The organism is Mycolicibacterium boenickei, assembly GCF_010731295.1.
GTDB classification, from domain to species: Bacteria; Actinomycetota; Actinomycetes; order Mycobacteriales; family Mycobacteriaceae; genus Mycobacterium; species Mycobacterium boenickei.
Genome location: NZ_AP022579.1, coordinates 6,199,522 through 6,224,856, shown reverse-complemented (window position 1 = coordinate 6,224,856; position 25,335 = coordinate 6,199,522). Strand labels below are relative to the sequence as shown.

23 protein-coding genes are annotated in these 25,335 nt (G+C 67.0%); 6 read left to right on the top strand and 17 right to left on the bottom strand.

Annotated features, from left to right (window positions below; all coding sequences use genetic code 11):
- Positions 1 to 53: 53 nt before the first annotated feature.
- Entirely contained in the window at positions 54 to 713 is a 660-nt protein-coding gene (gene phoU, locus G6N57_RS29820) for a phosphate signaling complex protein PhoU (protein WP_077743968.1), read from the top strand.
- A 4-nt stretch (positions 714 to 717) separates the two neighbouring features.
- Here phoU and G6N57_RS29815 read toward each other — a convergent pair whose 3' ends face one another.
- Complete coding sequence (locus tag G6N57_RS29815) at positions 718 to 1,344, bottom strand: TetR/AcrR family transcriptional regulator (protein ID WP_077743980.1); 627 nt, start codon at positions 1,342 to 1,344, stop codon at positions 718 to 720.
- Between the two features lie 46 nt (positions 1,345 to 1,390).
- On the opposite strand from G6N57_RS29815, the gene G6N57_RS29810 reads away from it, so the two are divergent.
- Together G6N57_RS29810 and G6N57_RS29805 are read left to right on the top strand one after the other, a co-directional pair.
- Positions 1,391 to 2,128 (top strand): P-loop NTPase family protein, encoded by a 738-nt coding sequence (locus G6N57_RS29810; protein WP_077743967.1) that lies wholly within the window; start codon positions 1,391 to 1,393, stop codon positions 2,126 to 2,128.
- Positions 2,129 to 2,280: 152 nt separating this feature from the next.
- Positions 2,281 to 4,185: a YhgE/Pip domain-containing protein gene (locus tag G6N57_RS29805; RefSeq protein WP_077743966.1), complete on the top strand. Its 1,905-nt coding sequence runs from the start codon at positions 2,281 to 2,283 to the stop codon at positions 4,183 to 4,185.
- A gap of 1 nt (position 4,186) precedes the next feature.
- Here the strand turns inward: G6N57_RS29805 and G6N57_RS29800 are convergent, their stop codons facing one another.
- On the bottom strand, positions 4,187 to 5,086 hold the full coding sequence (locus G6N57_RS29800) for a TauD/TfdA dioxygenase family protein (RefSeq protein WP_077743965.1): 900 nt from the start codon (positions 5,084 to 5,086) through the stop codon (positions 4,187 to 4,189).
- A 73-nt stretch (positions 5,087 to 5,159) separates the two neighbouring features.
- Here G6N57_RS29800 and G6N57_RS29795 point away from each other — a divergent pair, with 73 nt between their 5' ends.
- On the top strand, positions 5,160 to 5,741 hold the full coding sequence (locus G6N57_RS29795) for a TetR/AcrR family transcriptional regulator (RefSeq protein WP_077743964.1): 582 nt from the start codon (positions 5,160 to 5,162) through the stop codon (positions 5,739 to 5,741).
- Here G6N57_RS29795 and G6N57_RS29790 read toward each other — a convergent pair.
- The gene (locus G6N57_RS29790) at positions 5,735 to 6,226 is read right to left on the bottom strand and encodes a DapH/DapD/GlmU-related protein (protein ID WP_220096901.1); all 492 of its coding nucleotides are present in this window, start codon (positions 6,224 to 6,226) and stop codon (positions 5,735 to 5,737) included. The genes G6N57_RS29795 and G6N57_RS29790 overlap by 7 nt on opposite strands.
- A gap of 164 nt (positions 6,227 to 6,390) precedes the next feature.
- On the opposite strand from G6N57_RS29790, the gene G6N57_RS29785 reads away from it, so the two are divergent.
- A complete protein-coding gene (locus G6N57_RS29785; protein ID WP_077743963.1) occupies positions 6,391 to 7,320 on the top strand; it encodes a LysR family transcriptional regulator in 930 nt (309 codons plus the stop codon).
- A gap of 30 nt (positions 7,321 to 7,350) precedes the next feature.
- Here the strand turns inward: G6N57_RS29785 and G6N57_RS29780 are convergent, their stop codons facing one another.
- From G6N57_RS29780 to G6N57_RS29770, 3 genes are all read right to left on the bottom strand, one after another.
- Positions 7,351 to 8,805: a catalase gene (locus G6N57_RS29780; protein WP_077743962.1), complete on the bottom strand. Its 1,455-nt coding sequence runs from the start codon at positions 8,803 to 8,805 to the stop codon at positions 7,351 to 7,353.
- Positions 8,806 to 8,919: 114 nt separating this feature from the next.
- Entirely contained in the window at positions 8,920 to 11,286 is a 2,367-nt protein-coding gene (locus tag G6N57_RS29775) for a glycoside hydrolase family 65 protein (RefSeq protein ID WP_077743978.1), read from the bottom strand.
- Positions 11,287 to 11,293: 7 nt separating this feature from the next.
- Positions 11,294 to 12,028, bottom strand: coding sequence for a beta-phosphoglucomutase family hydrolase (locus tag G6N57_RS29770; protein ID WP_077743977.1), 735 nt, complete (start codon positions 12,026 to 12,028; stop codon positions 11,294 to 11,296).
- A 144-nt stretch (positions 12,029 to 12,172) separates the two neighbouring features.
- Here G6N57_RS29770 and guaA point away from each other — a divergent pair, with 144 nt between their 5' ends.
- Positions 12,173 to 13,732 carry a glutamine-hydrolyzing GMP synthase gene (gene guaA / locus G6N57_RS29765; RefSeq protein WP_077743961.1) on the top strand — a complete coding sequence of 520 codons (1,560 nt, stop codon included), beginning with the start codon at positions 12,173 to 12,175 and terminating at the stop codon, positions 13,730 to 13,732.
- Between the two features lie 7 nt (positions 13,733 to 13,739).
- Here guaA and G6N57_RS29760 read toward each other — a convergent pair whose 3' ends face one another.
- The 11 genes from G6N57_RS29760 to G6N57_RS29710 form a co-directional block, all read right to left on the bottom strand.
- Positions 13,740 to 14,642: a MerR family transcriptional regulator gene (locus tag G6N57_RS29760; protein WP_077743960.1), complete on the bottom strand. Its 903-nt coding sequence runs from the start codon at positions 14,640 to 14,642 to the stop codon at positions 13,740 to 13,742.
- Positions 14,642 to 16,126, bottom strand: a complete 1,485-nt coding sequence (locus G6N57_RS29755; RefSeq protein ID WP_077743959.1) for a flavin-containing monooxygenase — start codon at positions 16,124 to 16,126, stop codon at positions 14,642 to 14,644. Before G6N57_RS29755 ends, G6N57_RS29760 begins: the two co-directional genes overlap by 1 nt.
- Before the next feature lies 1 nt (position 16,127).
- Positions 16,128 to 17,048, bottom strand: coding sequence for a ferritin family protein (locus tag G6N57_RS29750; RefSeq protein WP_077743958.1), 921 nt, complete (start codon positions 17,046 to 17,048; stop codon positions 16,128 to 16,130).
- A gap of 2 nt (positions 17,049 to 17,050) precedes the next feature.
- A complete protein-coding gene (locus G6N57_RS29745) occupies positions 17,051 to 17,929 on the bottom strand; it encodes an SDR family NAD(P)-dependent oxidoreductase (protein WP_097925767.1) in 879 nt (292 codons plus the stop codon).
- Complete coding sequence (locus G6N57_RS29740; protein WP_077743291.1) at positions 17,926 to 18,909, bottom strand: alpha/beta hydrolase; 984 nt, start codon at positions 18,907 to 18,909, stop codon at positions 17,926 to 17,928. The genes G6N57_RS29745 and G6N57_RS29740 overlap by 4 nt, the downstream gene beginning before the upstream one ends.
- 103 nt (positions 18,910 to 19,012) lie before the next feature.
- Positions 19,013 to 20,821: a zinc ribbon domain-containing protein gene (locus G6N57_RS29735; protein ID WP_165777751.1), complete on the bottom strand. Its 1,809-nt coding sequence runs from the start codon at positions 20,819 to 20,821 to the stop codon at positions 19,013 to 19,015.
- 42 nt (positions 20,822 to 20,863) lie between these two features.
- Positions 20,864 to 21,148 (bottom strand): hypothetical protein, encoded by a 285-nt coding sequence (locus G6N57_RS29730; RefSeq protein WP_077743292.1) that lies wholly within the window; start codon positions 21,146 to 21,148, stop codon positions 20,864 to 20,866.
- A gap of 143 nt (positions 21,149 to 21,291) precedes the next feature.
- The gene (locus G6N57_RS29725) at positions 21,292 to 22,011 is read right to left on the bottom strand and encodes a hypothetical protein (RefSeq protein ID WP_077743293.1); all 720 of its coding nucleotides are present in this window, start codon (positions 22,009 to 22,011) and stop codon (positions 21,292 to 21,294) included.
- Positions 22,008 to 23,216, bottom strand: coding sequence for a zinc ribbon domain-containing protein (locus G6N57_RS29720; protein WP_077743294.1), 1,209 nt, complete (start codon positions 23,214 to 23,216; stop codon positions 22,008 to 22,010). The genes G6N57_RS29725 and G6N57_RS29720 overlap by 4 nt, the downstream gene beginning before the upstream one ends.
- Entirely contained in the window at positions 23,213 to 24,835 is a 1,623-nt protein-coding gene (locus G6N57_RS29715; protein ID WP_407665956.1) for a S53 family peptidase, read from the bottom strand. The genes G6N57_RS29720 and G6N57_RS29715 overlap by 4 nt, the downstream gene beginning before the upstream one ends.
- Positions 24,836 to 24,875: 40 nt before the next feature.
- Positions 24,876 to 25,157 (bottom strand): hypothetical protein, encoded by a 282-nt coding sequence (locus G6N57_RS29710; protein WP_075924073.1) that lies wholly within the window; start codon positions 25,155 to 25,157, stop codon positions 24,876 to 24,878.
- Positions 25,158 to 25,335 lie beyond the last annotated feature (178 nt).

The window sequence follows — 25,335 nt, the reverse complement described above, 5'->3', positions numbered from 1 at the left end:
CGGGTATCCAACCCTCGCCGGGCGGCGAGGTCCGGCCGGGAGGGGTTTGGCACATGCGGAAGGCGTTCCACGACGAGTTGACGGCGTTGTGCACTCAACTCGCCGAGATGTGCGAGTTGGCGGTGAGCGCGATGCAGCGGGCCAACGCGGCCCTGCTCGACTCCGACCTGTCGCTGGCCGAGCAGGTCATCGCCGATCACGAACACATCGCCGCCTACAACCGTCGCATCGAGGAGTCGGCGTTTCGGCTGTTGGTCCTGCAGCAGCCGGTGGCCAGCGAATTGCGCACCATCGTCGGGTCGATGCACATCGCGGCTGATATCGACCGAATGGGCGCGCTCGCGGTGCACGTCGCCGACATCTCCCGGTTGCGTCATCCCGAGTGCGCATTGCCCGATGAGGTGCGCGCGAGTTTCACCGAAATGGGATCGCAGGCGGTGCGGTTGGCGCAGACGGCACAGGAGGTGCTGGTGTCACGCGATCCGGACGCCGCGGCACGCCTGCGCGATGAGGACGACGCCGTCGACACCGAGCATCGTCACCTGTTCACCCTGCTGCTGGACCGTCGGTGGGAGGACGGGGTGTGCTCGGCCGTCGACGTCGCCTTGTTGGGCCGCTACTACGAGCGGTACGCCGATCACGCAGTCGAGATCGGCAGCCGGGTGATCTTCGAGGCCACCGGCGGGCGCCCGGTGCACAAGAAACTGGCGTGAGCCGTTACCGCGCGGCCACGGGGGAGGATTCCAGCAGCGCGGTGAACAGCCGGGTGAGGGTGTCGATGTCGACCGTCCCCGGTTGCAGCACTTCCTCGGTGGCGATGCCGGAGATGATGGTGACCACGAGTTGGGCCAGCGCCGCCAGCTGGTGACCGGGCAGGCTCGTTCCGGCCTGTTCGACGATGTGCAGGGCCTGATCGGCCGCCGCCCGGCGACGGGCCACCAGGCGTTCCCGCAGCTGGGGATCACGAATCGCGCGCAGCCAGTACTCGATCAGCACGATCTGGTACTCGGTCTGGTCGTGTATCGAGTCGAGCGTCGACCGGCTCAACGCCGCAGCGATTGTCGCGGTGTCGCCTTGGCCACTGTCGAGCGCGGTGGCGATGAGGGCTCCGCGACTCTCGAACTGGCGGTCCAACAGCGCCAGGAACAACTCGTCCTTGGATTCGAAGTTGGAATACACCGCGCCTTTGGTGAATCCCGCGGCGTGACCGATGGCGTCGATGGTGGCGCCGGCGAATCCCTCGGCCGCGAAAACCTTGAGTGCTGCGTCCAGGATCCGGTCACGCACCTCGTCACGGGTGGGCCGGGTGCGGGTGGGTTTGACAGCCGACATGACCAACACAATACTCGCTAGTATCGTATGGATACCAGTGAGTATCGAAAGGCCGGAGATGGAAGACAGGGACGACGCCGAGGACACCCAGGTGCCCGAGGGGGATGACGCGTCTGAGGTGCCCGAGGAGGACGACGCGCGAGACGCGCCGCAGATCATCGCGGCCGGGCTTGGGGTGGACGGCGAGCATGGGCCGCTGTTCACCGACATCGAGCTCGAGCTCACACCGGGATTCCACGCCATCCAGATGCCGGGCGGTTGGGGGCAGACCGCGCTGCTGCTGACGCTGGCCGGACGGCTCAAGCCCACCCACGGCACGGTGACGGTCTGCGGCGAGACGGACCCGAAAGCGATTCGGCGCCACTGCGCGATCGCGGCGTTCGCCGACATCGATGAGCTGGAGGACTCGGTCACCGTCCAGACGGTGCTCGCCGAGCAGCGTCGCTGGCTGGCCCCGTGGTACCGCCGGGTGCCGATCGAGGCAGGCGAATCCGCCTTGCGAGAGGTCTTCGGAGCGTTGACGCCGCCCGCGCCCGAGACCTACATCAGCGAACTGTCCGATCTCGACCTGTTCCTGCTGAAGGTCACCCTGGCGCTCTTCTCGAATCGTCCGATCCTGGTGGTCGGCGATCTCGAACAGGTCAGGGACAACTCGCGCCGGGCGATCGCGATCGAACGACTCGGTGCCGTCGCCACCCAACGCAGCGTCGTTGTCGGCGTGACCAATCCGCTCGGTGACGAGGCCCCCGACCACGGGCTGCACGACCACCGCATTCTCACCGGAAAGAACTCCTGATGCTGAATCGACTTCGCGCAAGCGGCTCATCCAGACTGAATGGTCTTCGCGCAAGCGGCTCATCCAGGCTGGATGGTCTTCGCGCAAGCGGCTCATCCCCGGCCGCCGGGCTCGCCTTCGGCTCAGAAATCAAACGCTTCGGCCGCAGCCGGATGACCCGCGCCGCCATCGTGGTGCTGATGCTGCTGCCGCTCGTGTACGGCGCGCTGTACCTGTGGGCGTACTGGGACCCGTTCGGGCAGGTCGACAAAATGCCGGTGGCGCTGGTCAATTCGGACCAGGGCGCGGTAGTTTCGGGCCAACACATCAATGTCGGCTCCGAGATCGCCAAGAGCTTGACCGACGACGCCAGCCTGAACTGGCATGTGGTGGATGCCGACGAGGCGCGGCAGGGTGTCGAGCACGGCCAGTACTACTTCATGCTCGAACTGCCTGCCGATTTCAGCGAGGCGATCGCGTCACCGCTGACCGGTAACCCCAAGCAGGCCAACCTGAATGCGGTCTACAACGACGCCAACAACTACATCTCGTCGAACATCGGTCGCACCGCGATCGATCAGGTGCTCAATGCGGTGTCGACGCGGATCTCGGGCCAGGCGGTCAATCAGGTGCTGTCGGTCGTGGTCAGCTCGGGTGCCGGGATCAAGCAGGCCGCCGACGGTGCGGCCCAACTCGCCGACGGCGCAGTGAAAGTCGACGACGGGGCCGGTCAACTGGCGACGGGGCTGCACAGCGCCCGGTCCGGCTCGGCCCAGTTGGCCACCGGTGCCAAGCAGCTCTCGGATGGGATCACCAAGGCCACCGATCCACTGGTCGCGGTGACATCCGCACTCTCGAAGGTTGGTGGCGACACCCAGAAACTGGAGGACGGCACCGCTGCGCTGCGGCAGGCCAATGATCAGATCGGTGCCATCACCGGGGCGCAGGATTCCGCTGCGACAGCGTTGACCTCGGTGATCGATCAACTGTCGGCCAGCCCGGATCCGATCGCCAACAACGCGGCCGGAACGCTGCGGGGTGTTCAGGACGACCTTCGGGCTCACCAGTTCACCCCGCAGATCCGGCAGCAGCTCACCGACGCCGAGAATGCGGCCATCTCGATGACGTCGTCGCTGCGTAACCCTGGTAGCCCGCTGAACACCGCGCTCGATCAGGTGGGCAGTAAGAACTCAGACCTCAATGCCAAGCTGAACCAGCTGCGCAGCGGTGCTCAGCAACTGGCTTCTGGCAACGCCGAATTGGCCAGTGGGATAGCCAAACTCGACACCGGCGCCGGCCAGCTGAAATCGGGCACCGCCCAGTTGCGTTCAGGCTCGGCCGAGTTGGCGACCAAGCTCGCCGACGGCGCCGGGCAGGTGCCCGACTGGACACCCGCGCAGAAGGCGGCGATCGCCGACACCATCGGCGGCCCCGTTCACCTGCAGAATTCGGCCGAGAACGCCGCGCCCAATTTCGGCACGGGAATGGCTCCGTTCTTCATCACACTCGCCCTCTTCTTCGGTGCGCTCGTGCTGTGGATGGTGTTGCGTCCGTTGCAGAACCGTCCGATCGCCGCGGAGGTGCTTGCGATCCGCGTGGTACTCGCCAGCTATCTGCCCGCCGCGGTGATCGGCCTGTTCCAAGCGGTCATCCTGTATTGCGTGGTGCGCTTCGCCCTCGGCATGCAGGTGGCCCATCCGGTCGCGATGCTGGCCTTCATGATGCTGGTGTCCTGCACCTTCGTCGCCGCGACGCAGGCGATCAACGCCCTCGTCGGCCCCGCGGTGGGGCGGGTGCTGCTGATGGCCCTGCTCATGCTCCAACTGGTCAGCGCCGGCGGCATGTACCCGGTGGAAACCACGTCACGGCCGTTCCAGGTGTTCCACAACTACGACCCGATGACATACGGCGTCAACGGATTACGTCAGCTCATTCTCGGCGGGATCGATCACCGGCTCTGGCAGGCGATCATCACGCTGCTGGTGATCTGGGCCGGTGCGCTGACCATCTCGTCGTTGTCGGCCCGGCGTAACCGACTGTGGAACATGACCAGGCTGATGCCCGCGATCAAGATGTGAGTCAGACCGCCTGCAGCAGAGCGGCATCTGCCAGCGGCCGGCTGGGCTGCCCGTGGACATCGACGGGCACCTCACCGGCGAGCGTCACCCGGTGCATCACCCGGCGCTGGTTGTCGTAGTCGTCGACCGCACGGTGCTGGGTGGCGCGGTTGTCCCAGATCGCGACGTCCCCGAGCGTCCAGTTCCAGCGAACGGTGTTCTCCGGCGCGGTGATTCGCCGCTGCAGCAACTCCAGCAGGGTGGCGGACTCGTGACTGTCCAGGCCGAGGAAACCGCGGGTGAAGTCGCCGGCCACCAGGGCGCGCTCGCCGGTCTCCGGGTGCACCCGCACCACGGGGTGCTCGGTGCGGAAATCGGGCTTCTCGAACGCGGCCCGCATCTGCTGCTGTTCTTCGCTGAGTGCGATGGCTGCTGCCGCGGCGTAATCGAAGCGGTTGCTGTGGACGGCCCACAGGTTTTCGGTGAGTGCCTTGAGCGGTGCGGGCAGCTGGTCGTAGGCGGCTGCGGTGGAGGCCCACAGGGTCGACCCGCCGTACTCGGGCAGCGTCACCGCCCGCAGGATCGAGATGGCGGGATAGTCAGGCACGAACGTGACGTCGGTGTGCCAACGGGTGGCCTTGGCGTACTCGGAATCGATCGGCGTGATCAGCGGGGCGTCGTCCGACTTGAGCGCGTGGTGGCCGATCGGCCGCCCCAGTAGCCGGGCGAATGCGTTCTGTTCCTCATCGGTGAGGTGGTGCTGACCGCCGAAGAAGATCACCTTGTGCTGCAGCAGGGCGCGCCGGATCTCGGCGACCGTGCTCGCATCGAGATTCCCGCCGAGCTGGACGCCCTCGATCCGGGCGCCGATGCGGCTGCCGAGCTTCTTGACGGTGAGGGGAGCGGTGGTGGAAGCAGTCATCGGCTTGTCCTTTTCGCTGGTGGGAACAACTGTAGTCAGGTGACTACACCTGCATGTGGGCTAGTGTAGCCACGTGACTACACCCACGCCACCGGCGAAAGATCCGGCGAACCCGGTGGGCCGGGACGAGGTGGTGGCGGCCGCGCTGTCCGCGGCGGCCGAGTTGTTCGCCGAGCGCGGGGTGTCGGCCACATCGATCCGGGACATCGCGTCGCGGTCCAAGGTCAATCACGGGTTGATCTACCGGCATTTCGGCACCAAGGAGCAACTGGTGGGCGCGGTCCTCGATCACCTCGGCGGGCGGCTCACCACTCTGTTGGACGACGGCGGCCCGGCTGACGAGATCGAGCAGAACATGGACCTGCACATGCGCGTGATGGCCCGGGCCCTGCTCGACGGTTACCCGATCGGCCGGTTGCAGACCCGGTTTCCGGGTGTCACGAGGCTGCTCGGGCAGGTCCTGCCTCAGTTCCAAGACGAGCGCAGTGGGCGAATCGCGGTCGCCAATGCCGTTGCGCTGCAACTGGGCTGGCGCTTCTTCGAACCCTTCCTCAAGTCAGCGACCGGCCTGGACTCACTCGGCGACGAGGACGTGCGCGCTGCGCTGGGCACCGAGATTGCTCGGATCCTGGACCCCGGTGCCGCGGATCACTGAGACGGGCTCGAGTCGATCGTCTTGATCGTCCGGGCGGGGACTCCGGCGACCAGGGTGTGCGCTGGAACATCGCGAGTGACCACCGCACCGGCAGCGACCACGGCCCCCGCACCGATGGTGACCCCTTGCGTGATCGTGGCTCCCGCACCGATCCAGACATCGTCTTCGATGACGATTGGGGCGAGGGAGAGGTACTCGCGGCGCTCGGCGAGCGGCAACGGGTGGCCCCCGGTGACGAGACTGACCTTCGGGGCGATCATGACACCGTTGCCGATACGGATACCGCCCTTGTCCATGAACGTGCAGCCTTGGTTGACGAAGACGTTCTCCCCGAACGATGTGTTCAGCCCGCACTCGGTGAAGAACGGCGGGTAGATCGTCACCGACTCCGGGAGCGCACCGCCGAACACAACCGAAAGTAGTTCAGCGCGACCTTCGCAGTCGCTGAACGGCAGCATGTTCAGCCGCGACGTCGCGTCGGTCACCCGTACGACTCGCTCCATATATGTTGCAAATTCAGGTGATTGAACGTAGATGATCTGCTTCTGGCGAGTGGACATGCACAGATCCCACCACCTCGAACTCGGCGTGATCAAACAACTTCAGGACCAATCTGAACAACCAATAGTTGTGAAACTAGGGTGGGAGTGTGGACGTTGCGGCGATGCGGACGTTTGTGGCCGTCGCGGAGACGGGCCAGTTCCAGGCGGCGGCGGACGAGCTCGGAATCAGCCAGCAGGCGGCCTCCAAGCGGATTGCAGCCCTGGAGAAACACCTCGGGGTCACGCTCCTGGTGCGGACCACCCGCGGCGCGCGGCTGAGCCTGGACGGGCAGGTCTTCTTGCCGCACGCCAAGAAGGTCCTCACCGCCGTCGAGCAGGCCGAGCTGGCTGTGCGCCCCGGTAGCCGGCCCTTGCGCATCGACGTCCTCAACCGGCGCATCGCCCCTGCCCAGACCGTCTACCGGTTCTACCGGTGCCACCCCGAGATGAACCTCGACGCGGTCACTCTGAGCAACGAGAACGCTGTCCAGGCGGCCCGTGCAGTACTCGAAGGGACGATCGACGCGTCCTTCCGGGCTTTGGCCGAGGGCGACGTTCCGATCGGGATCAGCACCGAACGACTCTTGGACACGCCCCTGGAGCTCATGGTCGGACCCGGCCACTCATTGGCCAACGCACCGCGAGTCAGGCCGGCGGACCTGGCCGGCCACCGGATCTGGATCCCGGGGATCAGGCCCGGCACCGAGTGGGCGTCGTTCTACCAGGCGCTGTCTGATGACTTCGGTCTGAGCATCGACGCGCTCGGCCCCAACTTCGGTGACGAGGCCCTGATGGACGCGCTCGCTGACTCGCGCTCGCTGGCCACCCTCGTCGGACGCGGGGACCGGTACCTGTGGCCTCAGGCCCACGACCTACGGCGCATCCCGTTGCACAACCCGACGCCGGTCTACCCGCACGTGCTGCTGTACCGCACGGGAGACCCGCACCCCGTTCTGGCCGCGCTGCGCGACCACCTGCGCATTTCCGGGCCGCCAGCCGCGGACGACGTGTGGGCCCCAGCGTGGATGGACCGCTGATCAGGCGCGCATCCAACGGTCGCGCCCGGGTCAGCCGCCCCTGTTGAACTCGGCCTCGACCTTCTCGCCCAACTGCTTGTCGACGTTCTTCCAATACTCGAAGGCCCGTTCCAGGACCTGCTGTGAGACGCCCTTCGACAGATGGCCGGCGATGTTGGAGACCAGCCGGGCCCGCGCCGCGTCGTCGAGCACGTCGCGCACCATGGTTCCCGCCTGGCCCCAATCGTCGTCCTCGGCGTGCAGCGTGTAAGCCGCGCGCACCATGTCGCCGTCGGCGCGCCAGACCGATTCGCCGGTACGCGCCGGATCGGCCTGCGGCCCGCCGTAGGAGTTCGGTGCGTACACCGGATCGGTCACATTCTTGATCCGCATCGCGCCGTCCTTCGAGTAGCTGTTGACCTCGACCTTCGGCGCGTTCACCGGGATCTGCTTGTAGTTGGTCCCGAGCCGGTGACGGTGGGCGTCGGCGTAGGAGAAGTCGCGGGCCAACAGCATCTTGTCGGGACTCAGACCGGTGCCGGCCACCCGGTTGTTCGGCTCGAACGCGGCCTGCTCGATCTCGGTGTGATAGTCGGTGACGTTGCGGTCCAGCGTCAGCGTGCCGACATCGTGCAGCGGGTAGTCGCCGTGCGGCCACACCTTGGTCAGGTCGAACGGGTTGAACCGGTAGTCCTTGGCGTCCTCGAACGGCATGAGCTGCACCTTCAGCGTCCAGCTCGGGAAGTCGCCGCGGTCGATCGAGTCGTACAGATCACGCTGATGGGCATCGCCGTCGACGCCGGCCATGCGGTCGGCTTCCTCCTGGGTGAGGAAGTCGATGCCCTGGTTGGTGATGAAGTGGTACTTCACCCAGGTGATTTCTCCGGCGGCGTTGATCCAGCTGTAGGTGTGACTGGAGTAGCCGTTCATGTGCCGCCAGTCTTTCGGGATGCCGCGGTCACCCATCAGCCAGGTGACTTGGTGCGCGGATTCCGGCGAAAGCGTCCAGAAATCCCACTGCATGTCGTGATCGCGGGTGTTGTTGTCGGATCGCCGCTTCTGCGAGCGGATGAAGTGCTGGAACTTCAACGGGTCCCGCATGAAGAACACCGGGGTGTTGTTGCCGACCATGTCGAAATTGCCCTCGGTGGTGTAGAACTTGGTCGCGAACCCGCGAGGGTCGCGCCAGGTGTCTGGGCTGCCCCGTTCACCGGCCACGGTCGAGAACCGGGTCAAAGTCTCGGTCTTGACGCCCGGCTGGAACACCGCGGCCTTGGTGTAGGCGCTGACATCGTGGGTCACCTCGAAATGACCGAATGCGCCACCGCCCTTGGCGTGTGGCTGGCGCTCCGGAATGCGCTCCCGGTTGAACATCGCCATCTGCTCGATCAGGTAGTGATCCTGCAGCAGGATCGGCCCGTCGGGACCGACCGTCAACGAGTGTTCGTCGCTGTATACCGGGATTCCGGCGTCGGTGGTTGTCGGCTTGGGCTGGGTACCGGTCACCCCACGCTCCTTTCGCTGTTCAGCGGTGAGCGCCGCGCAGCGACGCCACCGCCGTGACGTACGGGAGCCGGGTACCCCGTGATGCGCGGATTCCAAACCCCGCCGGGGCGATCGTCAGTGGTCGGAGTGGCCGGCGCGACGGCGTACCGGCTCCCGGCCGGCCGGCTGCGGTGGGGCGGGCAGCATCGGATGCCGGGGCCTGACCGCGACGGTGGTCGGCCCACCGGTGTTGAGCACCACGTCGTCTCCGGCGTGACGAATCGTCAGCGACCCGTCGGGCCCGTCGCGCAACGTGTAGGTGACGGTGTCGTGATGAGCGTCCACTGTCAGGCGGAAATCCTTCCACCGCAACCGGAATCGCAGACACGAGATGCCGTCGGGCAAGTGGGGATCGAGCGACAGGATGCCCTCATCGTCGCGCAACCCGCCGAATCCGGCCACCAGCGCGGTCCACGCCCCGGCCAGTGAGGCCATGTGCAGGCCGTCGCGGGTGTTCTGGTGCAGATCACGCAGATCGATCAGCGCGGCCTCGTAGGCGTAGTCGTGCGCCAGCTCCAGGTGCCCCACTTCGGCGCACATCACCGCCTGGGTGCATGCCGACAACGACGAGTCCCTGGTGGTGCGCCGCTCGTAGTAGTCGACGTTGCGGGCCTTCTGTTCGGGGGTGAACGCGTGGCTCTGCCACTGCATGGCCAGCACCAGGTCGGCCTGTTTGAGCACCTGGGCCGGGTAGAGCCGGACGTAGGGCTCGTGCAGCAGCAGCGGATAGGAGGTGTTGGCCGAGAAGTCCCATTCGGCCAGCGTGGTGAAGCCCTGGCACTGGGGGTGCACACCCAGTTCGTCGTCGTAGGGGATGTGGGCGGCATCGGCGGCGTCGCGCCAGGCCGCAGTCTCCTCGGTGGTCACGCCCATCGAGTAGGACGCGTCGGGATGGCGGGTGCAGGCGTCGACGGCCACCCGCAGGTTGTGTGCGGCCATGAGGTTGGTGAAGACGTTGTCGCGCACCACCGCGGTGTACTCGTCGGGTCCGGTCACGCCGTCCAGATGCCAGACCCCGTGGCGGTCATGGTGCCCCAACGACATCCACAACCGGGCGGTGTCCACCAGGACCGCCAGGCCGCACTCCTGCTCCAGCGAATCATCGCCCGTGACAACGCGATAGCGCTCGAACGCGGCGGCGATATCGGCATTGATGTGCCAGGCGGCCGTGCCGGCCGGCCAGTACGCCGAGCATTCCTCGCCCCTGATCGTGCGCCACGGGAAGCTGGCGCCCTGCAGGTCGAGCTGTCGCGCGCGATCTCGGGCGAGGTCCAAGGTGGACGCCCGCCACCGCAGCGCGTCGGCCGCCGCCTGGGGCTTGGTGTAGGTCAGCACCGGAAGCACGAAACCCTCGGTGTCCCAGAAGGCATGGCCGTCATAACCCGTGCCGGTCAGCCCTTTGCCCGCAATGGCACGCCGCTCGGCGCGGGCACTGGCCTGCAGCACGTGGAACAAGCCGAATCGCACCGCCTGCTGGCAATCCGGGTCACCTTCGACCTCGACGTCGGCGGAGTCCCAGAACTCGTCGAGGTAGGCGCGCTGGGAGTCCAGCAGGCCCTGCCACCCGCTGTAGCGGGCGCCAGTGATGGCCCCGGCGGCCTGATCTCGCAGGGCGGGACGCGACCGGAGGCTCGACCATCCGTAGCCGAGGTATTTGACGATGCGCAGCTTCTGCCCGGCCCGCAGGCCACAGATGACGGTGGTCCGGGCCAGGTCGTCGCGGGAGTCGGTAGTGACTTCCACGCGTCCGGGCACCTCGACGTCATGGTCCATCGCGGCCGCCATCATCACTGTGCTGCCGAGGGTGCGGTGCACCAGAAGTGCTCCGCTGTCGGTGTTTTCGTGGTGGACGGCGTGCAGCGGGTGTTTGAGCACTGCCGAGACCCGGGGATCGCCCGATGTCTCGGGCTGGTCCTCGTTGGTGACGAGTTCGGATTGCACTGTCACGCGCACGAATTCGTCGACCGCCTCGACGATGTACTCGATGGCGGCGACGCCGCGGTGCGCGAACGACACCAGCCGGGTGGACAGAATCCGGACCTGTTTGCCGGCCGGGGAACGCCAGTGGGCGAGGCGGGTCAGGGTTCCGGCGCGCAGGTCCAGGGTGCGCTCATGGTCGATCAGGTCGCCGTAGCGGACGTCGAAGGGTTCGTCATCGACCAGCAGGCGCAGCAGCTTGCCGTTGGTGACGTCGACGACGGTCTGCCCGGCCTCGGGGTAGCCGAATCCCGCTTCCGCGTAGGGCAAAGGGCGCACTTCGAAGAATCCGGCCAGGTACGTGCCGGGCAGGCCGTACGGCTCGCCCTCGTCGAGGTTGCCGCGCAACCCGATGTGGCCGTTGGACAGCGCGAACAGCGATTCGGACTGCGCCAGCAGGTTGAGGTCCAGACGGGTTTCGCGCACCTGCCAGGGCTCCACCGGGTACGCGTCGTGGGTGATCATCATGGCGCTACATCAACTCCGCCAGGTCGGTGACGACGACGTCGGCGCCGTCGCGGCGCAGCTGTTCGGCTTGCCCGACGCGGTCCACACCGACCACGAAGCCGAACTTGCCAGCCCGGCCCGCCGCCACCCCGGCCAGTGCGTCCTCGAACACCGCGGCCTGACCGGGGGAGACGCCGAGAAGTTCGGCGGCGCGCAGGAAGCTGTCCGGCGCCGGTTTGCCCGGCAGGTTCTCGTCGCGCATCGTCACCCCGTCCACCCGCTGCTCGATGAATGTGTCCAATCCGGTGATCTTGAGGACCTCCTCGGTGTTGGCGCTCGACGACACCACGGCCCGGCGCAGACCGGCCTGTGCGACAGCCTCCAGATAGCGCCGCGATCCCTCGAACACCTCGACTCCGTCCTGCTGGAGTGCCTGGTGGAACCTCGCGTTCTTGCGGTTGCCCAGACCCTCGATCGTGTCGGCGTCGGCCGCGTCATCCGGCGTGCCCTCGGGCAGCTCGATCCCGCGGCTGGCCAGGAACGACCGAACACCGTCCTGCCTGCGCTTGCCGTCGACGTAGTTCAGGTAGTCGCCGCCGATGTCGAAAGCCGCGAAGGGTTCACCGGTGCGTTCGGCCCGCCGGCGCAGATAGTCGTCGAACATGGCCTTCCAGGCCTTCTTGTGCACGCTGGCGGTATCGGTCAGCACGCCATCGAGGTCGAACAGGCAGGCGGTGATCTGCTCGGGCAGGCCCAGCACAGCGTCCTCGCTTTCGCCGACGTCCCTTCCATCATGCGCAATCACCGCGAGGTACGCGGCCTTGAACACGCCTTCGGCATTGACCCGGTTCTCAACATTTCCGGCACGTCGAGCACGCTCTGACCTGCCCACTAGACTGTTGCGGTGACGTCTGCATCCCCCCGTCCTGTCCTCGTCGTCGACTTCGGCGCTCAGTACGCACAGCTGATCGCTCGCCGGGTCCGTGAGGCGCGGGTGTTCTCCGAGGTCATCCCGCACACCACCACGGTCGAGGAGATCAAGGCCAAGGATCCGCAGGCCATCGTGCTCTCGGGCGGCCCGGCCAGTGTCTACGCCGACGGTGCCCCTCGGCTCGACCCCGCACTGTTCGATCTCGACGTCCCGGTGTTCGGCATCTGCTACGGCTTCCAGGCCATGGCGCAAGCGCTCGGCGGGACCGTCGAACACACCGGGACCAGCGAATATGGGCGGACTGAGCTGAGCGTCTCCGGTGGCGATCTGCACGCCGAGCTGCCGGGCACTCAACCGGTCTGGATGAGCCACGGCGACGCGGTCACCGCGGCACCTGAAGGCTTCAATGTGATCGCCTCCAGCGCCGGAGCCCCCGTCGCCGGCTTCGAGAACCGGGCGCGGCGGCTGGCCGGCGTGCAGTACCACCCCGAGGTGCTGCATTCCCCGCACGGCCAACAGGTGCTGAGCCGGTTCCTGCACGAGTTCGCCGGCATCGGTGCGACCTGGACCGCCGCCAACATCGCCGATCAGCTGATCGAGGCGGTGCGCGCCCAGATCGGTGACGGCCGGGCCATCTGTGCACTGTCGGGCGGTGTCGACTCCGCGGTGGCGGCCGCGTTGGTGCAGCGCGCCATCGGCGACCGGCTCACGTGTGTGTTCGTCGACCACGGCCTGCTGCGCGCCGGGGAGCGGGCGCAGGTCGAGCGTGACTTCGTCGCCGCGACCGGGGCCAAGCTGGTCACCCTCGATGTCGCCGATCGCTTCCTGGAGGCACTGTCCGGGGTGACCAATCCCGAGGGCAAGCGCAAGATCATCGGCCGGGAGTTCATCCGGGCATTCGAGCGGGTGGTTCGCGACACCCTGGGCGCCAGCGAGGGCGAGATCGAGTACCTGGTGCAGGGCACCCTGTACCCCGACGTCGTCGAATCCGGTGGCGGCACCGGCACGGCCAACATCAAGAGCCACCACAACGTCGGTGGCCTGCCCGACGACCTGAAGTTCAAGCTCGTCGAGCCGCTGCGGCTGCTGTTCAAGGATGAGGTGCGCGCGGTCGGCCGGGAGCTCGGCCTGCCCGAGGAAATCGTTGGGCGCCAACCGTTCCCGGGCCCGGGTCTGGGCATCCGCATCGTCGGAGAGGTGACGGCCGACCGGCTCGACACCCTGCGGCGTGCCGACGCCATCGCCCGTGAGGAGCTCACCGCCGCCGGTCTCGATCAGCAGATCTGGCAGTGCCCGGTGGTGCTGCTGGCCGACGTGCGCTCGGTGGGTGTGCAAGGTGACGGACGGACCTACGGTCATCCGATCGTGCTGCGGCCGGTGTCCAGTGAGGACGCCATGACCGCGGACTGGACGCGGGTGCCTTACGAAGTGCTGGAACGGATTTCGACCCGGATCACCAACGAGGTGCCCGAGGTCAACCGGGTGGTGCTGGATGTCACCAGCAAGCCGCCGGGCACCATCGAGTGGGAGTAGGCGCCGGTTACTCGGCGGCCTTCTCGACGTACTCGGTGAGCATCTGACTGACGACCGATTCGATCGTCGACTCGATCGAGGCGGCCAGTGTCGCGCTCACCGCGGAGACGGCCTGGGTACGGAACTGGATCAGCATCGTGATCAGTTCGGCCACTTCGGTATCGGCGGGCAGCGACTCGCCGGGCTTGATCTTCTGAGACACCTGCTCCACACCGGCCTGCACCAGGATCGAGCTGATCTGGTCCAGCAGCGGCACCACCTGCTCGTGGACGTTGATCAGGGTGTCGATCGGCACGCCGTATCGCCGGACCTCGTTGAACGCCTCGATCAGCTTGGGCCGCACGATTATCGCCTCATCTGAGGTCTTTTCGAGTTTGATCACGCCGTTGCCGACGAGCCGGTCGAACCCGGCTTCGTCGTCGACCAGACGTTTGGCGTCGGCCAGCGGCATGCGCTCGGGCTTCTCGGTGGCCCAGTTGCCCGCGATGGCATCTTCCAGGCCGAGAACGTCGCCGATGTCCTTGCCCTGCTCCCAGGCGCTGAGCATCTCGTGCACGTGGGCGATGTTGTAGCCGCGGTTCAGCATCGAGGTGATCAGCCGCAGCCGGGTCAGGTGGGTGTCGTTGAACAGCGCGATCCGGCCCACCCGCAGCGGCGGGTGCAGCAGCCCCCGGTCGCGGTACACCCGGATGTTGCGGGTGGTGGTGTCGGCCAGCCGCGCGAGTTCGTCGATCCGATATTCGCCGGACGCCGCGGCGCCGTGCGGCTGTACGGCGGCGTCGAAGAGTTGCGACACCGCAGTTTCGATGACGTCCCGCGATCCGCGCCGGATCTGCCGTGGGGCCCGACGCAGACCGGTGAGGATCGTCGAGATGGCGCCCGCCGGTGGCCGGGGCTGCTTGGCCGCCATCAGGCCGAGGAGCTGATCGCGACAGCTGCGTCGCGCGCCACGTGGTAGTCACCGAGCCGGAAATCCCGCATCTGTCGAAGATACTGGGTGGCGGTGCCGGGATACATCGACGCGTTGAATCCGTCGGCGGTGAGGTACCAGCTGGTGCATCCGGACATCCAGGTGGTTTTCGTCAGCCGCTGCTGTAGCCGGGTGTTGTGCCGCTCTTGGACGTCAGCGCGTACGTCGAGGTAGCGCAGATTCTTGCGCAAGATCGTGCTGATGCCGGTGACCGCGTAGTCGATCTGCCCCTCGACGTAGACCAGAAGCGAGTTGTGCCCCGGCCCGGAGTTGGGCCCGGTCATCAGGAACAGGTTGGGATAGCCGTGGACGTTGATGCTCTTGTACGCCTGGGCGCCGCCCGTCCACTCGTCGGCCAGGGACCGGCCGCCCAGGCCGGTGACGGGGTAGGGCGGACCGGTGAGGTGCACGTCGAAGCCGGTGGCGAACACGATCGCGTCGAGGTGGTGTTCGATGCCGTCGCTGGTGCGGATGCCCACCGGGCTCATGGTGGCGATGGGCCAATCGATCAGCTTGCAGTTGTCGCGCTGCAGGGCCGGATAGTAATCGCTGGAGACCAGCATGCGTTTGCAGCCGGGGGTGAAGTCCGGGGTCAGCTGGCGGCGCAGCCACGGGTCGGCGACCTGACGGCGCAGGTGCGCCTTACCGAGCCGGGCCACCAGCCCCGTCAGCGGGGTGTCCCACACCATCGCGGTCGCACTGGCCTCGTGACCCCAGAACAGGATCTGGCGGGCCAGCTGTTGCACGGCAGGCACTTTCGCGAACAAGCTGCGCGCCGCCGGTGGGGTGGCGATGTCCAGGCGGGGGATCACCCAGCCCGGGGTGCGTTGGAACACCTTGACGAAGCCTGCCGTCTTCACCAGCTCCGGGATGATCTGTACCGCACTGGCTCCGGTGCCGATGACGGCGACGCGCTTGCCGGTGAAGTCGTAGTCGTGATCCCAGTTCGCGCTGTGGATCTTGTGGCCCTGGTAGGTGTCCAGCCCGCGGATGTCGGGCCACTTGTGGTCGGGCAGAGGGCCGGAGGCCAGCACCACGGTGCGGGCCTGAAACTTCCTGCGGCCCGTGGTCTTCACGGTCCAGACGCCCTCGGTCTCGTCGAAGGTCAGGCCGTTCACCTCGATCCCGAATTGGATGCGCCGGCGCAGGTCGAAGGCGTCGACCATGTCCTCGATGTGTTGGCGGATCTCACCGGCCGGTGAGTAGGCCCGGGACCAGTCCGGGTTCTTGACGAACGAGAACGAGTACAGCAGGGACGGAATATCGCACGCCGCACCGGGATAGGTGTTGTCGCGCCAGGTCCCGCCGACCCGGTCCGAACGGTCCAGGATGATGAAGTCGTCGACGCCGGCCTCGATGAGTTTGATGGCGGTGCCGACGCCGGTGAACCCGGCGCCGACGATCAGGGTGTCGTAGGTGCGCATGTCAGGCCGCCGGCTCGTGGGTCAGCTCTTTGAACCAGCTGGGAATCGGGCGCAGCAACGTCTTCGGATAGCGGTCCGAGGCCCACACCATCGGGTTGGCGATCCAGTGGTACGGATGGCGCGGGTTGGTCACCATCCGGCCGTGCAGCTTGAGCAGCTGATAGGTCGGGACCCGCCAGGTGTACTCACCGCGCCCACCGATCTCCTTGAAGCGCATCATCGCCTTGTACAGCTTCTCCGGTTGCAGGCCCATGTCGACGATGTTGTTGCGCATCCGGTTGAGCAGCGGCACGTACATCAACGTGCCGATGATGACGCCGGGCGATGCCACGTTGCCGACGAACTCGACCGCCAGCCTGCGCACGGTGGAGTTGCCGATCATGTTCAGCACCTCGAAATCGACCGCGATATGCCGGGATTCGTCGTTGTTGATCTTCTCGAACACCTGATGGCAGACGGGGTCGTCGACCTCTTCGAGCAGGAACTTCAACAGCGCGCCGTCGAGAGCGACCTCGAGCATCGGGATGACGGTGCCCAGTACCGAGAGCGACATGTGGTCGGAGAAGGTGTCCAGCCACTCGATGGCCAACCGGATGTTGACGTTCGGTTCGGGCATCTCGCCGTCTTCGAGCATGCCCCAGCGCTTCATCAGCGCCAGCTCGGCATTGGCGTGCCGCTGTTCTTCGGCGTGGAAGTAGCGGTAGATCTCGGCGATGGTCGGGGTCGGTGCCTTCTTCGCCAGCGCGGCGAACCCGCGTGCACCGACGTTCTCGATCCAGCACAGGTCGGCCATGAAAGCCTTGAGCTTGGGCCGCATCTCGTCGGTGATGGTCTCGGCGCCCGGCGCGTCCCAGTCGATGTCGGCCAGCGCCCATTGCCGGTCCTTGATCTTCGCCAGCATTCGTTCCATATCCATGGCCATGGCTAAACCTCCTTGTGGGTGCGGACGTGAGGAGCAGAATGATCGTCTGCGATGCGGGTCGCCATTCCCACCGCGCGGGTGTACACGGTCGGGGTGAGTCGTTTGATGCCCCAGCCGATCCGGGCGTCCGGTTGCGGCATGCAGTACAGGCCGCCACGGTCGTTGGTGTCCAGGCACATCCGGGCGACGCGCTCGGGGGAGAAGCCGGTCCAGCGCATCAGCCGGTCGGCCAGTTGCGTGGATTGCGCTGTGATCCGGCCTGATTCGACGATGTTGGTCTTGACGAACGTCGGACACAACACCGTCACGTTGATCCCGGTGCCGGCCAGCTCGGCGGCCAAGGTCTCCGACAGCGACAGTGTTCCGGCCTTGCTCACGTTGTAAGCGGCCATTCCCGGGGCCGCGCCGAATGCTGCCGCGGAGGCGACGTTGATGATGCCGCGCGGCTGATCGCCCTGTGCGGCGCGCAGAATCGGCGTGAACACGTGACAGCCGTGGATCGGGCCCCACAGGTTGATGCCGAGCACCCAGTTCCAGTCGTCGAGGCTGACTTCGCCGATCGGCTGCCCTCCCGCGCCGACCCCGGCGTTGTTGACGATCAGCGAGGGCGGTCCGTCGAACCAGGCTTGCGCGGCGTCGGCGAGGCGCGTGACGTCGTCGATCTGCGACACGTCGCACCGCAGTGCGGTGGCCTGACCGCCGTCGGAGCCGATGGCCTCGGCGGTGGCGCGGGCGGCGTGCTCGTCGATGTCGCTGCAGACCACCCTGCCGCCGCGAGCGGCCAGTTCGCGGGCGAAGGCGGCGCCGATGCCGCTGCCCGCGCCGGTGACGACGGCGTCCGCATGGCGGCTGCGCTTGCGGCCCGATCCGAAGATGTTCATCCGGCGACCTCGATGGTGTTGCAGCGCAGGGATTCTGAAATGAATGCGGCGGCTTGCTGCATGGCCGGGGCGGCTTCCGGGCTGAGCCGGGGCAGGGCCTGGAACACGTGCACCTGATCGGGCCACACCTGCAGCTCGGCGTCGCCGCCTGCGGCACGGATGTCCGCGTCGAGCGAGCGCGCATCGGCAAGCAGCATCTCGGCGCCGCCGGCCTGGACCAGGGTTCGCGGGAGCACCCGCCCGCCCGCGATGTCGAGTTTCAGCCGGGGATGGTTGACATCTATCTTCCCGCAATACAACTCGACCAGCCGAGCCGCATCGGCGACGCGAATCGCCGGGTCTGGATGCCGGCTCTCTTGGGTGCGGGCGAGCGCGAACGTCAGGTCGATCAGCGGGGAGAACAGCACCAGCCCGGCGGGATGGGCGACATCGGGTTGCAGCAGCAGATCCACGGCGAGGTGTCCGCCCGCGGAGTCACCGGCCATCACGATGCGGTCCGGGTGGAGCCCGCGTTCGGTGCACAGCCAATCCCAGCCGGCGCGGACGTCGTTGGCGGCGGCAGGGAACCGGTGTTCGGGCGCCAGCCGGTAGTCGACGCAGAACACGGGGAGCCCGGTCAGCCGCGACAGCCACGCGGTGAGCCGGCGGTGCGTACGCGGCGAGCACAGCGCGAATCCGCTGCCGTGCAGGTAGTAGATGGCGCGTTCGCCTTCGATCACCCCGGGGCCGCGCACCCATTCGCCCACCACGCGCCGGCCGTCGGCCATGCGCACGTCGACGTGTTCGACCCGCGTACCCGACAGGGACGGCCCGAACGTGGACATGATCCGGGCGATCAGTCTGCGTGAGGTCCACAGCCCCCAGCCGGTATCCGGCGGCAGAGCGGCGCTGACATTTCGCAGGGTAAGGCTGCTGACTCTGGATGCGCTGCGGGATCGCAACGATCCATGACGCGGCACGGCCGGGCTACTTCCGGGCATGGGGCCTCCTCGTTGAAGCGTGGAAGGAGTACACCAGCAATTGATGACATTTGTCAATGTCACCAATTGGAAATGGAAAGGTCCGGCCGAGGGTCGCCCCGGGTCAGCGAATCGGGTCTCCGCGCCAGCGAAAACTGTTGACGTACTTGCCCATATCCAAGGCAAGGTCCAAGTTGGCGCCGGATGGAATACCGGGACCGAAATCCGGGCCGTACGCGTGATACGGGCCGGATGCGACCGCGATCAGGGCCAGGTCGTCCTTCACCGCGGCCAGGATGACCACCCGCATCCTCATGTAGTCGCCGGTGGCGTTTTGCGGCCAGCTGTCGAGGACCATGCCGTACCCGGGCTGATAGCCGACCATGGCATTCGGGATCTCGTAGTCCAGATCGGTGTCGGGATAGGTGTCCTCGACCAGGGCGGCGGCGATCTCCTTCGGTGTTCGGCCGGTCGCGGGCTTGCCGATGAGCTGCATGGTGCCGCCGTCTCCGGCCTGGAAGTCCGCCGTCACCCCGTCGTCGGCGGTCCTGACCGAGTAGGCCGCGCCGGTGGCCGGATACGCGACCGAGAACGCGCCGTCCGGGGCGGTGAACCGGGGGTTGGTCGCGACCGGCTCCATGGTCGGGGGACTGCCGCAGTCCGGTGGGCAGACATAGCGCGCGGGCGCGGTGCTGACCAATGCCGACACTCCGACGAGGGCGGCGGCCACCAAGGTGACCCCACCGGCCCACACCCCCAACACTCGGCGGTCGTCGGCTTGATGCGGCGGTTGCGACAACGCCCGGATCGCCACTCCGCAGTTGAGGCAGAACGCCATATCGGGAACGGCGCGGCCGCACTGTGGGCACGGCAGCGTTGCGGCGGCGTTGGTGGCGTCGTGCGCTTCATACAGCAAGGCGAGTTGCAGGCCGACTCGCAAGGCCAGTATCGCGAGCGCCATCACGACGAAATGCACTGTCAGGACCCATATCTGTGGCACCGGCGCGACGTCGATCATGCCGAGGATCACAAACCACGCGGGGATGGATGCGGTTGTCAGTGCCAATGCCGTGCGCATGTATCTCGGACGGTGAGGCGCGTTGTCCGATGGCGGGGTGAACCACAGGGCGACGCCGAAGAGGGCGCCGGCCGCCGCGGCGGTCAACGGCACCGCCACGCCCTGGATCCCGGCCTGGATCAACAGCCCGCTCAACGGGCGGTCATGGTCCACCATCCCGTCATCGAACTGCGGAGCCATCCGACTCAACGTCGCTGTCGCGGCGAAAGCAAGCGCGCCGAGGGCTCCGATGGCAAAGCCGTCCAAGGATTTTCGTGTTCGCTTCCCCAACAGTCGGACTACCGCTGCGGGGGTGAGCATCAGCAGCATGGCGCCGAGGGGGATCCCTATGCCGTCCCGCGTGATCCGAAACTGCGGGAGGTCGACGCCCATCGGCATGTCGTACTCCCGGGCCACGGCGGTTCCGGTGGTCAGCGTCCAGGCGACGCCCAGGCCGGCACCCAAGGCGGCGGTCAGCAGCAGCCTGCGTACTGGCACATCGTGAAGGACAACGGATTTGCGGACGTATGCGACGAACAACAGGGGCACCCCGAACGCGGCGAGCGCGTTCATCGCCGCAGGCAGCCGCAGCAGTGCGCAGGCGACCACAGCGACCACCAGCACAGCGACTGCGATCCGGAACGGCGCGCGCGAATGCCGTGGCAGTTGTGGGAACAGCGAGCTGACCACCGACGGCCGCAGCAGATGTTCGCGTCCGGCGCAGTAGGCCCGGATTCGCAACCACCCGAACCCATCACTCGACGGGGGCAGGGAGGCACCGCATCGGCCGCAGAAGGTCCCCGCAGGAACATCGGTTCGGCACACCCGGCATTCGACGGTCGGCACGGCGTCGCCGGGGCCGGTTCCGGTGCTCATGGTGTGAGCGGCCGCGGGGACAGCGGCCGGTTCCTGATGGCGCTATTGCCTGTGCGGGCTGCCGATCCCATGGCGCCCGGTGGGTGGCGCCGCCGGCTCCACGTGGGTGGGCGTGAAGCTGTTGGCGCCACCGGGGGTCACCTGTTTCTCGGTGGGCGCCGCAGGGGGCGGCGGCGTTGTGGTGGTTGTCGTCGTGGTGGTCGGGGTGGGGCTCGTGGTCTCGGGTGCTTTCTCGCCGGTACCGCAAGCGCTGAGCCCGACCATACCGATGATCGCGGCGGAGCCTGCGGCGGCTGCGAGGCGCCGCGTTGATGGGCGTGACCTCATGATTCGTCCTAACTGTCCCCCGGCGGGCGGTTCAGAAACAGCGCCTGAATCGGATTGCTAGCAAACTTTAACCCAGCATGCCCCGACATGGACGTCAATTGCGAGGATTTTCAGTCGGAGCCTCTACCTTCCGGAATGGCAGGTCAGCGGCTTGGATCGCCCCGCCAGCGGAAGCTGTTCACGTACTTGCCCATGTCTAGCGCCAACTGCAGGTTGGCGCCAGAGGGTTTACTGGCGCCGGAGCCAGGGCCGAACTCCCGGTACGGTCCGACCGCCGACGCCACGAGCGCGAGGTCGTCCTTCACCGCGACCAACACCAGGACCCGCATCCGCATGTAATTGCTCGCGGCGCCCTGGGGCCAGCAATCGGCGACCAGGCCGAACCCCGGGTGGTAGCCGACCATCGCGTTCGGGATGTCGTAGGCGGTCTTGGTGTCCGGAAACGTCTTATCGACCAGGGAATTGGCGATGTCCTCTGGGCTGCGTCCACCGGCAGGCTCGCTGAACAGCTGCAGCATGCCGCCGTCGCCGGCCTGGAATTCCGCGGTGACACCGTTCGGGTTGGTGGTGACCTTGTACGCCGAGGAAGCCACCGGATAGGAGACCGAGAAACTCCCGTCGGGTGCGGTGAACACCGGATTGATCGCCACGGCCTGCCCGGTCGGCGGCCGCCCGCAGTCCGGTGGACACATGTAGCGGGCCGGCGATTCGCTCGTCGCGTGGGAAACCCAGGCCAGCACGCCGGCCACCAGGGCGATCCCGGTGCCCAGCACGGTCAGCAGTTTGAGGGCCGAGGTGCCGCGGATGGCCCGCGTTCTGCCCGTCGAGATAGGTACCGCATATCCGGGGAAGAACGTGCTCATCCGGCGTCCGACCCCGGGTCACGGACCGGTCGGTGCTCGCGGCGTTCTTCACGGGAGGTGCGTGACGACGCATGGGTGGCCGCGCCGCAATGCGGGCAGAACGACATGTCGGGCACGATGTGGCCGCAGCGTGGGCAGAAGATGGGTTGGTCGGAGGCGATCTCGTCTTGCGCTTCGTGCAGCAGCGCCAGATGCAGACCGATGCGCAGCGCCAAGATCGCCAGCAACGCAACGGTGATGTGCACCGCCAACTGGAACCACTGGGGGATACGCGCCACATCGACCAGGCCCAATGCCGTGTAGATGATCAGCACGGCGAACGCGCAGGAGAACATCACGAGCCGGACGTAACCGACGTGTTTGTCGACCTTGGTGGCCGGGCGGGTGAACCACAACGCCGCACCGATCAGGCCTCCGATGGACGCCGCGGTCAAAGGTACTGCGATACCGCGGATCCCGGCCTCGACGAGCAGCCCGGACAGCGGGCGGTTGTGCGCCACCATCCCGGTGGACAACTGCGGTGCCAGCCGGGTCAACGTGGCCGCCGCGGTGAAGGCCGTCGCGCCGAGGGCGCCGATCATGAAGCCGTCCAACGATTCCCGGCTGGACGGCCGCAACAGCCGGACCGCGACGGCGGGCACCAGCATGAGGATTGCGCCGCCCACCGGAATCCCCAAGCCGTTGCGCACGATCCGGGATCCGGTCACCCCGACGCCGAGCGGGACGCCGTAGGACTTGGCCATGATGTGGCCGGTGAGCAGCACCCATCCCACGCCAAGCGCGATTCCCAGGAGAACGGTCAGGGCCAAATTGCCGCGGTGCAGGTCGCGGAAGGCGTCGGACTCATAGAGATAAATCAGGAACAGCAGTGGAAGTCCGAGCGCCGCGACTGCGATCAGGGCCGCGGGCAGCTTCAGCACGGCGCAGGCCACCAACCCGGCCAACAAGGCGAGCATCGCGAGGCGGAACGGGGTTCGGGATTGGTGCGACAGGTGGGGGAACAGCGAGCTGGCGATCGACGGACGCAGCAGATGTTCGTCGGGGGCGACACAGGATGCGCTCAGGCGCAGCCATTCCGGCCCGTCGCCCCGCTCCTTGTCGATCGGTACCCCGCACAGGCCGCAGTACTTGCCGTCGGGCACGTCGACCTTGCAGACGCGGCACTCGGTGGTCGGGACGTCGGTGTCGTCAGGCGTGTCGGTCATCGGTGCGCCTTCTGCAGGAAGAGAAGATTCTTGGCGAGGTTCTCCACATCGGGTGTGCCCAGCCCGGTCACCAGGTCGTAGCCGGGTGCCGCGGAGGCCACCGCGTTGCCGCCGAGGGTGACGTCACGGAAGGCCGGCAGTGGCGCTCCCTTGGCGACGCGGTACAGCAGTGGATTCAGGTCGCCGAGCGCGCGGCCACCGTTGGCGATCAGGTACTGGTTCATCACCGCGGCCATCGCGGCCCACAGCGGTGCGGACTGCGAAGTGCCGCCGCCGACCAGAACCTGGCCGTTCAGAACGATTTTCACTCCGGTGAACGGATCGGCGACAGCGGAGATGTCGGGGGTCAGCCGTTTCTGGTCGCCGCCGGCTTCACTGCTGCCGGGAGCGGACAGTCCGTGCTGCCAGTCCGGGCGGTCGAACAACGACGACACCCCGCCGCCGGTGCCCTGTGACAGCGGGACGTCGAACCAGGCCTGCTCGGCCAGCCAGCCGCCGCTGGCGTCGGTGGACAGCGTCGTGCCACCGACGTCAGTCATCTCCGGCACGGAGGCCACCGAGTCCAGGCCGATGTCATCCTTGCCGGGCGCCGACGACCAGTCTTGTCCGCCTTTGCATTCCAGGCCGGCCAGGTCACCGCTGGCGTTGAACGCCGTGGTGCCGTGGGTGTGTGCGGTGGCCAGTGCGGAGCGGACGGGGGCGAGATCGGCTGCGGTGATCAACTTGTCGCAGCCCCAGCCGATGGAGAAGCTCCACACCGCGCCGGGGAACTGCTGGTCCGCCGACTCGAGCATCTTGCCGATCTTCTCGTAGGCGCCGTCACCCTGAACGGTCGGCCGGGCATTGACCACGACCTTCTGTGCGTCCGGGGCGATGGCGTGGGCGACCTGCAGATCCATGGTGGTCTCCCCGCGCGGTGCACTCGGTTGCCCGCCGACCACGGTGGGGGTGAACCTGGGCAGGCCGAAGGTGGTGGAGAACGTGTCCAGATCGGTCTGATCGAAACCGTCGAAGGCGAAGAACACGATGGTGGTGCCCTTGCCGGTGAAGCCCTGCCCGGACAGGCCGGCGAGGTTGTAGGTGTTGAGCACGCCTTGTGGCGTCAGGCCCTGGTCCGGTACGTCGGTCGGCAGGTTCCGCAGGTCCGGCAGCGACATCCGGTACGGCGTGTAGCCGAGGATGCGGCCGACCTCGGCGACCTCCCCGGCCAGTGGTTCGGGGATCGACGGCTGTTGCGGTGAGGCGTAGAACTCCTGACCGCGCCGGCCTCGGTAGTCGTGGATGTCGACCCCGAAAGCGGTTGCCATGTCGGCGGATCGGCCCTCGGCGATCGCCCAGGCATCACCGGGTCGCCACCGGACCGACAGGGCATGCTGCTCGGCCCACCCGAACAGCGCGGCCGGTCGGGTGGCGTTGTGCAGCGTCATGGTGAGCTGCGCCGAACCGTTGTCGGCGGGGCCGAGATCGGTTGAGGCAGAAAGTAATTGGGCGTACGGGCCACTTATCGGAGTGGGCCCGTACGTCCAATTGCCCTTTGTGGGACCGGTTCGCAGGTCGGAGACCAGCAGGGCGCTGAACAGGATCAGCGCCAGTACCGCCCGCCCAGGGGCGATGTTCATCCCGGCCATGGGCGAACGACCGACTTTCTGTGCTCCGGGTCTAGTTGTCGCCGGGGATCGCGGTCGGGGCCGGGGGTGCCTTCACGCCGGGGGTGAACAGGTTGCCGCCGGTGGGGTTGATCGACTTCTCGGTCGGCTCGACCGATGGCGGCGGCGCGGGAGTGGCAGGCGGCGTGGTGGTGGTGGTCGTCGTCGTGGTCGGGGTGGTGGTCTCGGGACCCTTTTCCTCGGTACCGCACGCCGCGGTGAACGAGATCATCCCGATGACTGCCGCACCGCCGGCGATGACGGTGAGCCGACGAGTCAACTGCCCAGACTTCATGATGCTGTCCTCACTGTCCCCCGTGCTTTAACAGAACCTGGCCTTCGGTGAATCGCTGCGGATTCCCACAACCAGTAACGCAAGTCGTGGCCAGTCCCATCCCGAAGCGGGTTCTGGTGAACGGAACTCTAACTGAAGGCTCGGACCGCCGCAGAACCATTTCGCCCAGTCCGGTCCC

Excerpts from the sequence above, each read along its gene's own strand:
- G6N57_RS29810 (WP_077743967.1), top strand. The coding sequence starts at position 1,391 with ATGGAAGACAGGGACGACGCCGAGGACACCCAGGTGCCCGAGGGGGAT.
- G6N57_RS29775 (WP_077743978.1), bottom strand. The coding sequence starts at position 11,286 with ATGATCACCCACGACGCGTACCCGGTGGAGCCCTGGCAGGTGCGCGAA.
- G6N57_RS29760 (WP_077743960.1), bottom strand. The coding sequence starts at position 14,642 with ATGGCGGCCAAGCAGCCCCGGCCACCGGCGGGCGCCATCTCGACGATC.
- G6N57_RS29755 (WP_077743959.1), bottom strand. The coding sequence starts at position 16,126 with ATGCGCACCTACGACACCCTGATCGTCGGCGCCGGGTTCACCGGCGTC.
- G6N57_RS29805 (WP_077743966.1), top strand. The coding sequence starts at position 2,281 with ATGACCCGCGCCGCCATCGTGGTGCTGATGCTGCTGCCGCTCGTGTAC.
- G6N57_RS29715 (WP_407665956.1), bottom strand. The coding sequence starts at position 24,835 with ATGAACATCGCCCCTGGGCGGGCGGTACTGGCGCTGATCCTGTTCAGC.
- G6N57_RS29730 (WP_077743292.1), bottom strand. The coding sequence starts at position 21,148 with ATGAGGTCACGCCCATCAACGCGGCGCCTCGCAGCCGCCGCAGGCTCC.
- G6N57_RS29740 (WP_077743291.1), bottom strand. The coding sequence starts at position 18,909 with ATGCCCGGAAGTAGCCCGGCCGTGCCGCGTCATGGATCGTTGCGATCC.
- G6N57_RS29725 (WP_077743293.1), bottom strand. The coding sequence starts at position 22,011 with ATGAGCACGTTCTTCCCCGGATATGCGGTACCTATCTCGACGGGCAGA.
- G6N57_RS29745 (WP_097925767.1), bottom strand. The coding sequence starts at position 17,929 with ATGAACATCTTCGGATCGGGCCGCAAGCGCAGCCGCCATGCGGACGCC.
- G6N57_RS29800 (WP_077743965.1), bottom strand. The coding sequence starts at position 5,086 with ATGACTGCTTCCACCACCGCTCCCCTCACCGTCAAGAAGCTCGGCAGC.
- G6N57_RS29720 (WP_077743294.1), bottom strand. The coding sequence starts at position 23,216 with ATGACCGACACGCCTGACGACACCGACGTCCCGACCACCGAGTGCCGC.
- G6N57_RS29750 (WP_077743958.1), bottom strand. The coding sequence starts at position 17,048 with ATGGCCATGGATATGGAACGAATGCTGGCGAAGATCAAGGACCGGCAA.
- G6N57_RS29710 (WP_075924073.1), bottom strand. The coding sequence starts at position 25,157 with ATGAAGTCTGGGCAGTTGACTCGTCGGCTCACCGTCATCGCCGGCGGT.
- phoU (WP_077743968.1), top strand. The coding sequence starts at position 54 with ATGCGGAAGGCGTTCCACGACGAGTTGACGGCGTTGTGCACTCAACTC.
- G6N57_RS29735 (WP_165777751.1), bottom strand. The coding sequence starts at position 20,821 with ATGAGCACCGGAACCGGCCCCGGCGACGCCGTGCCGACCGTCGAATGC.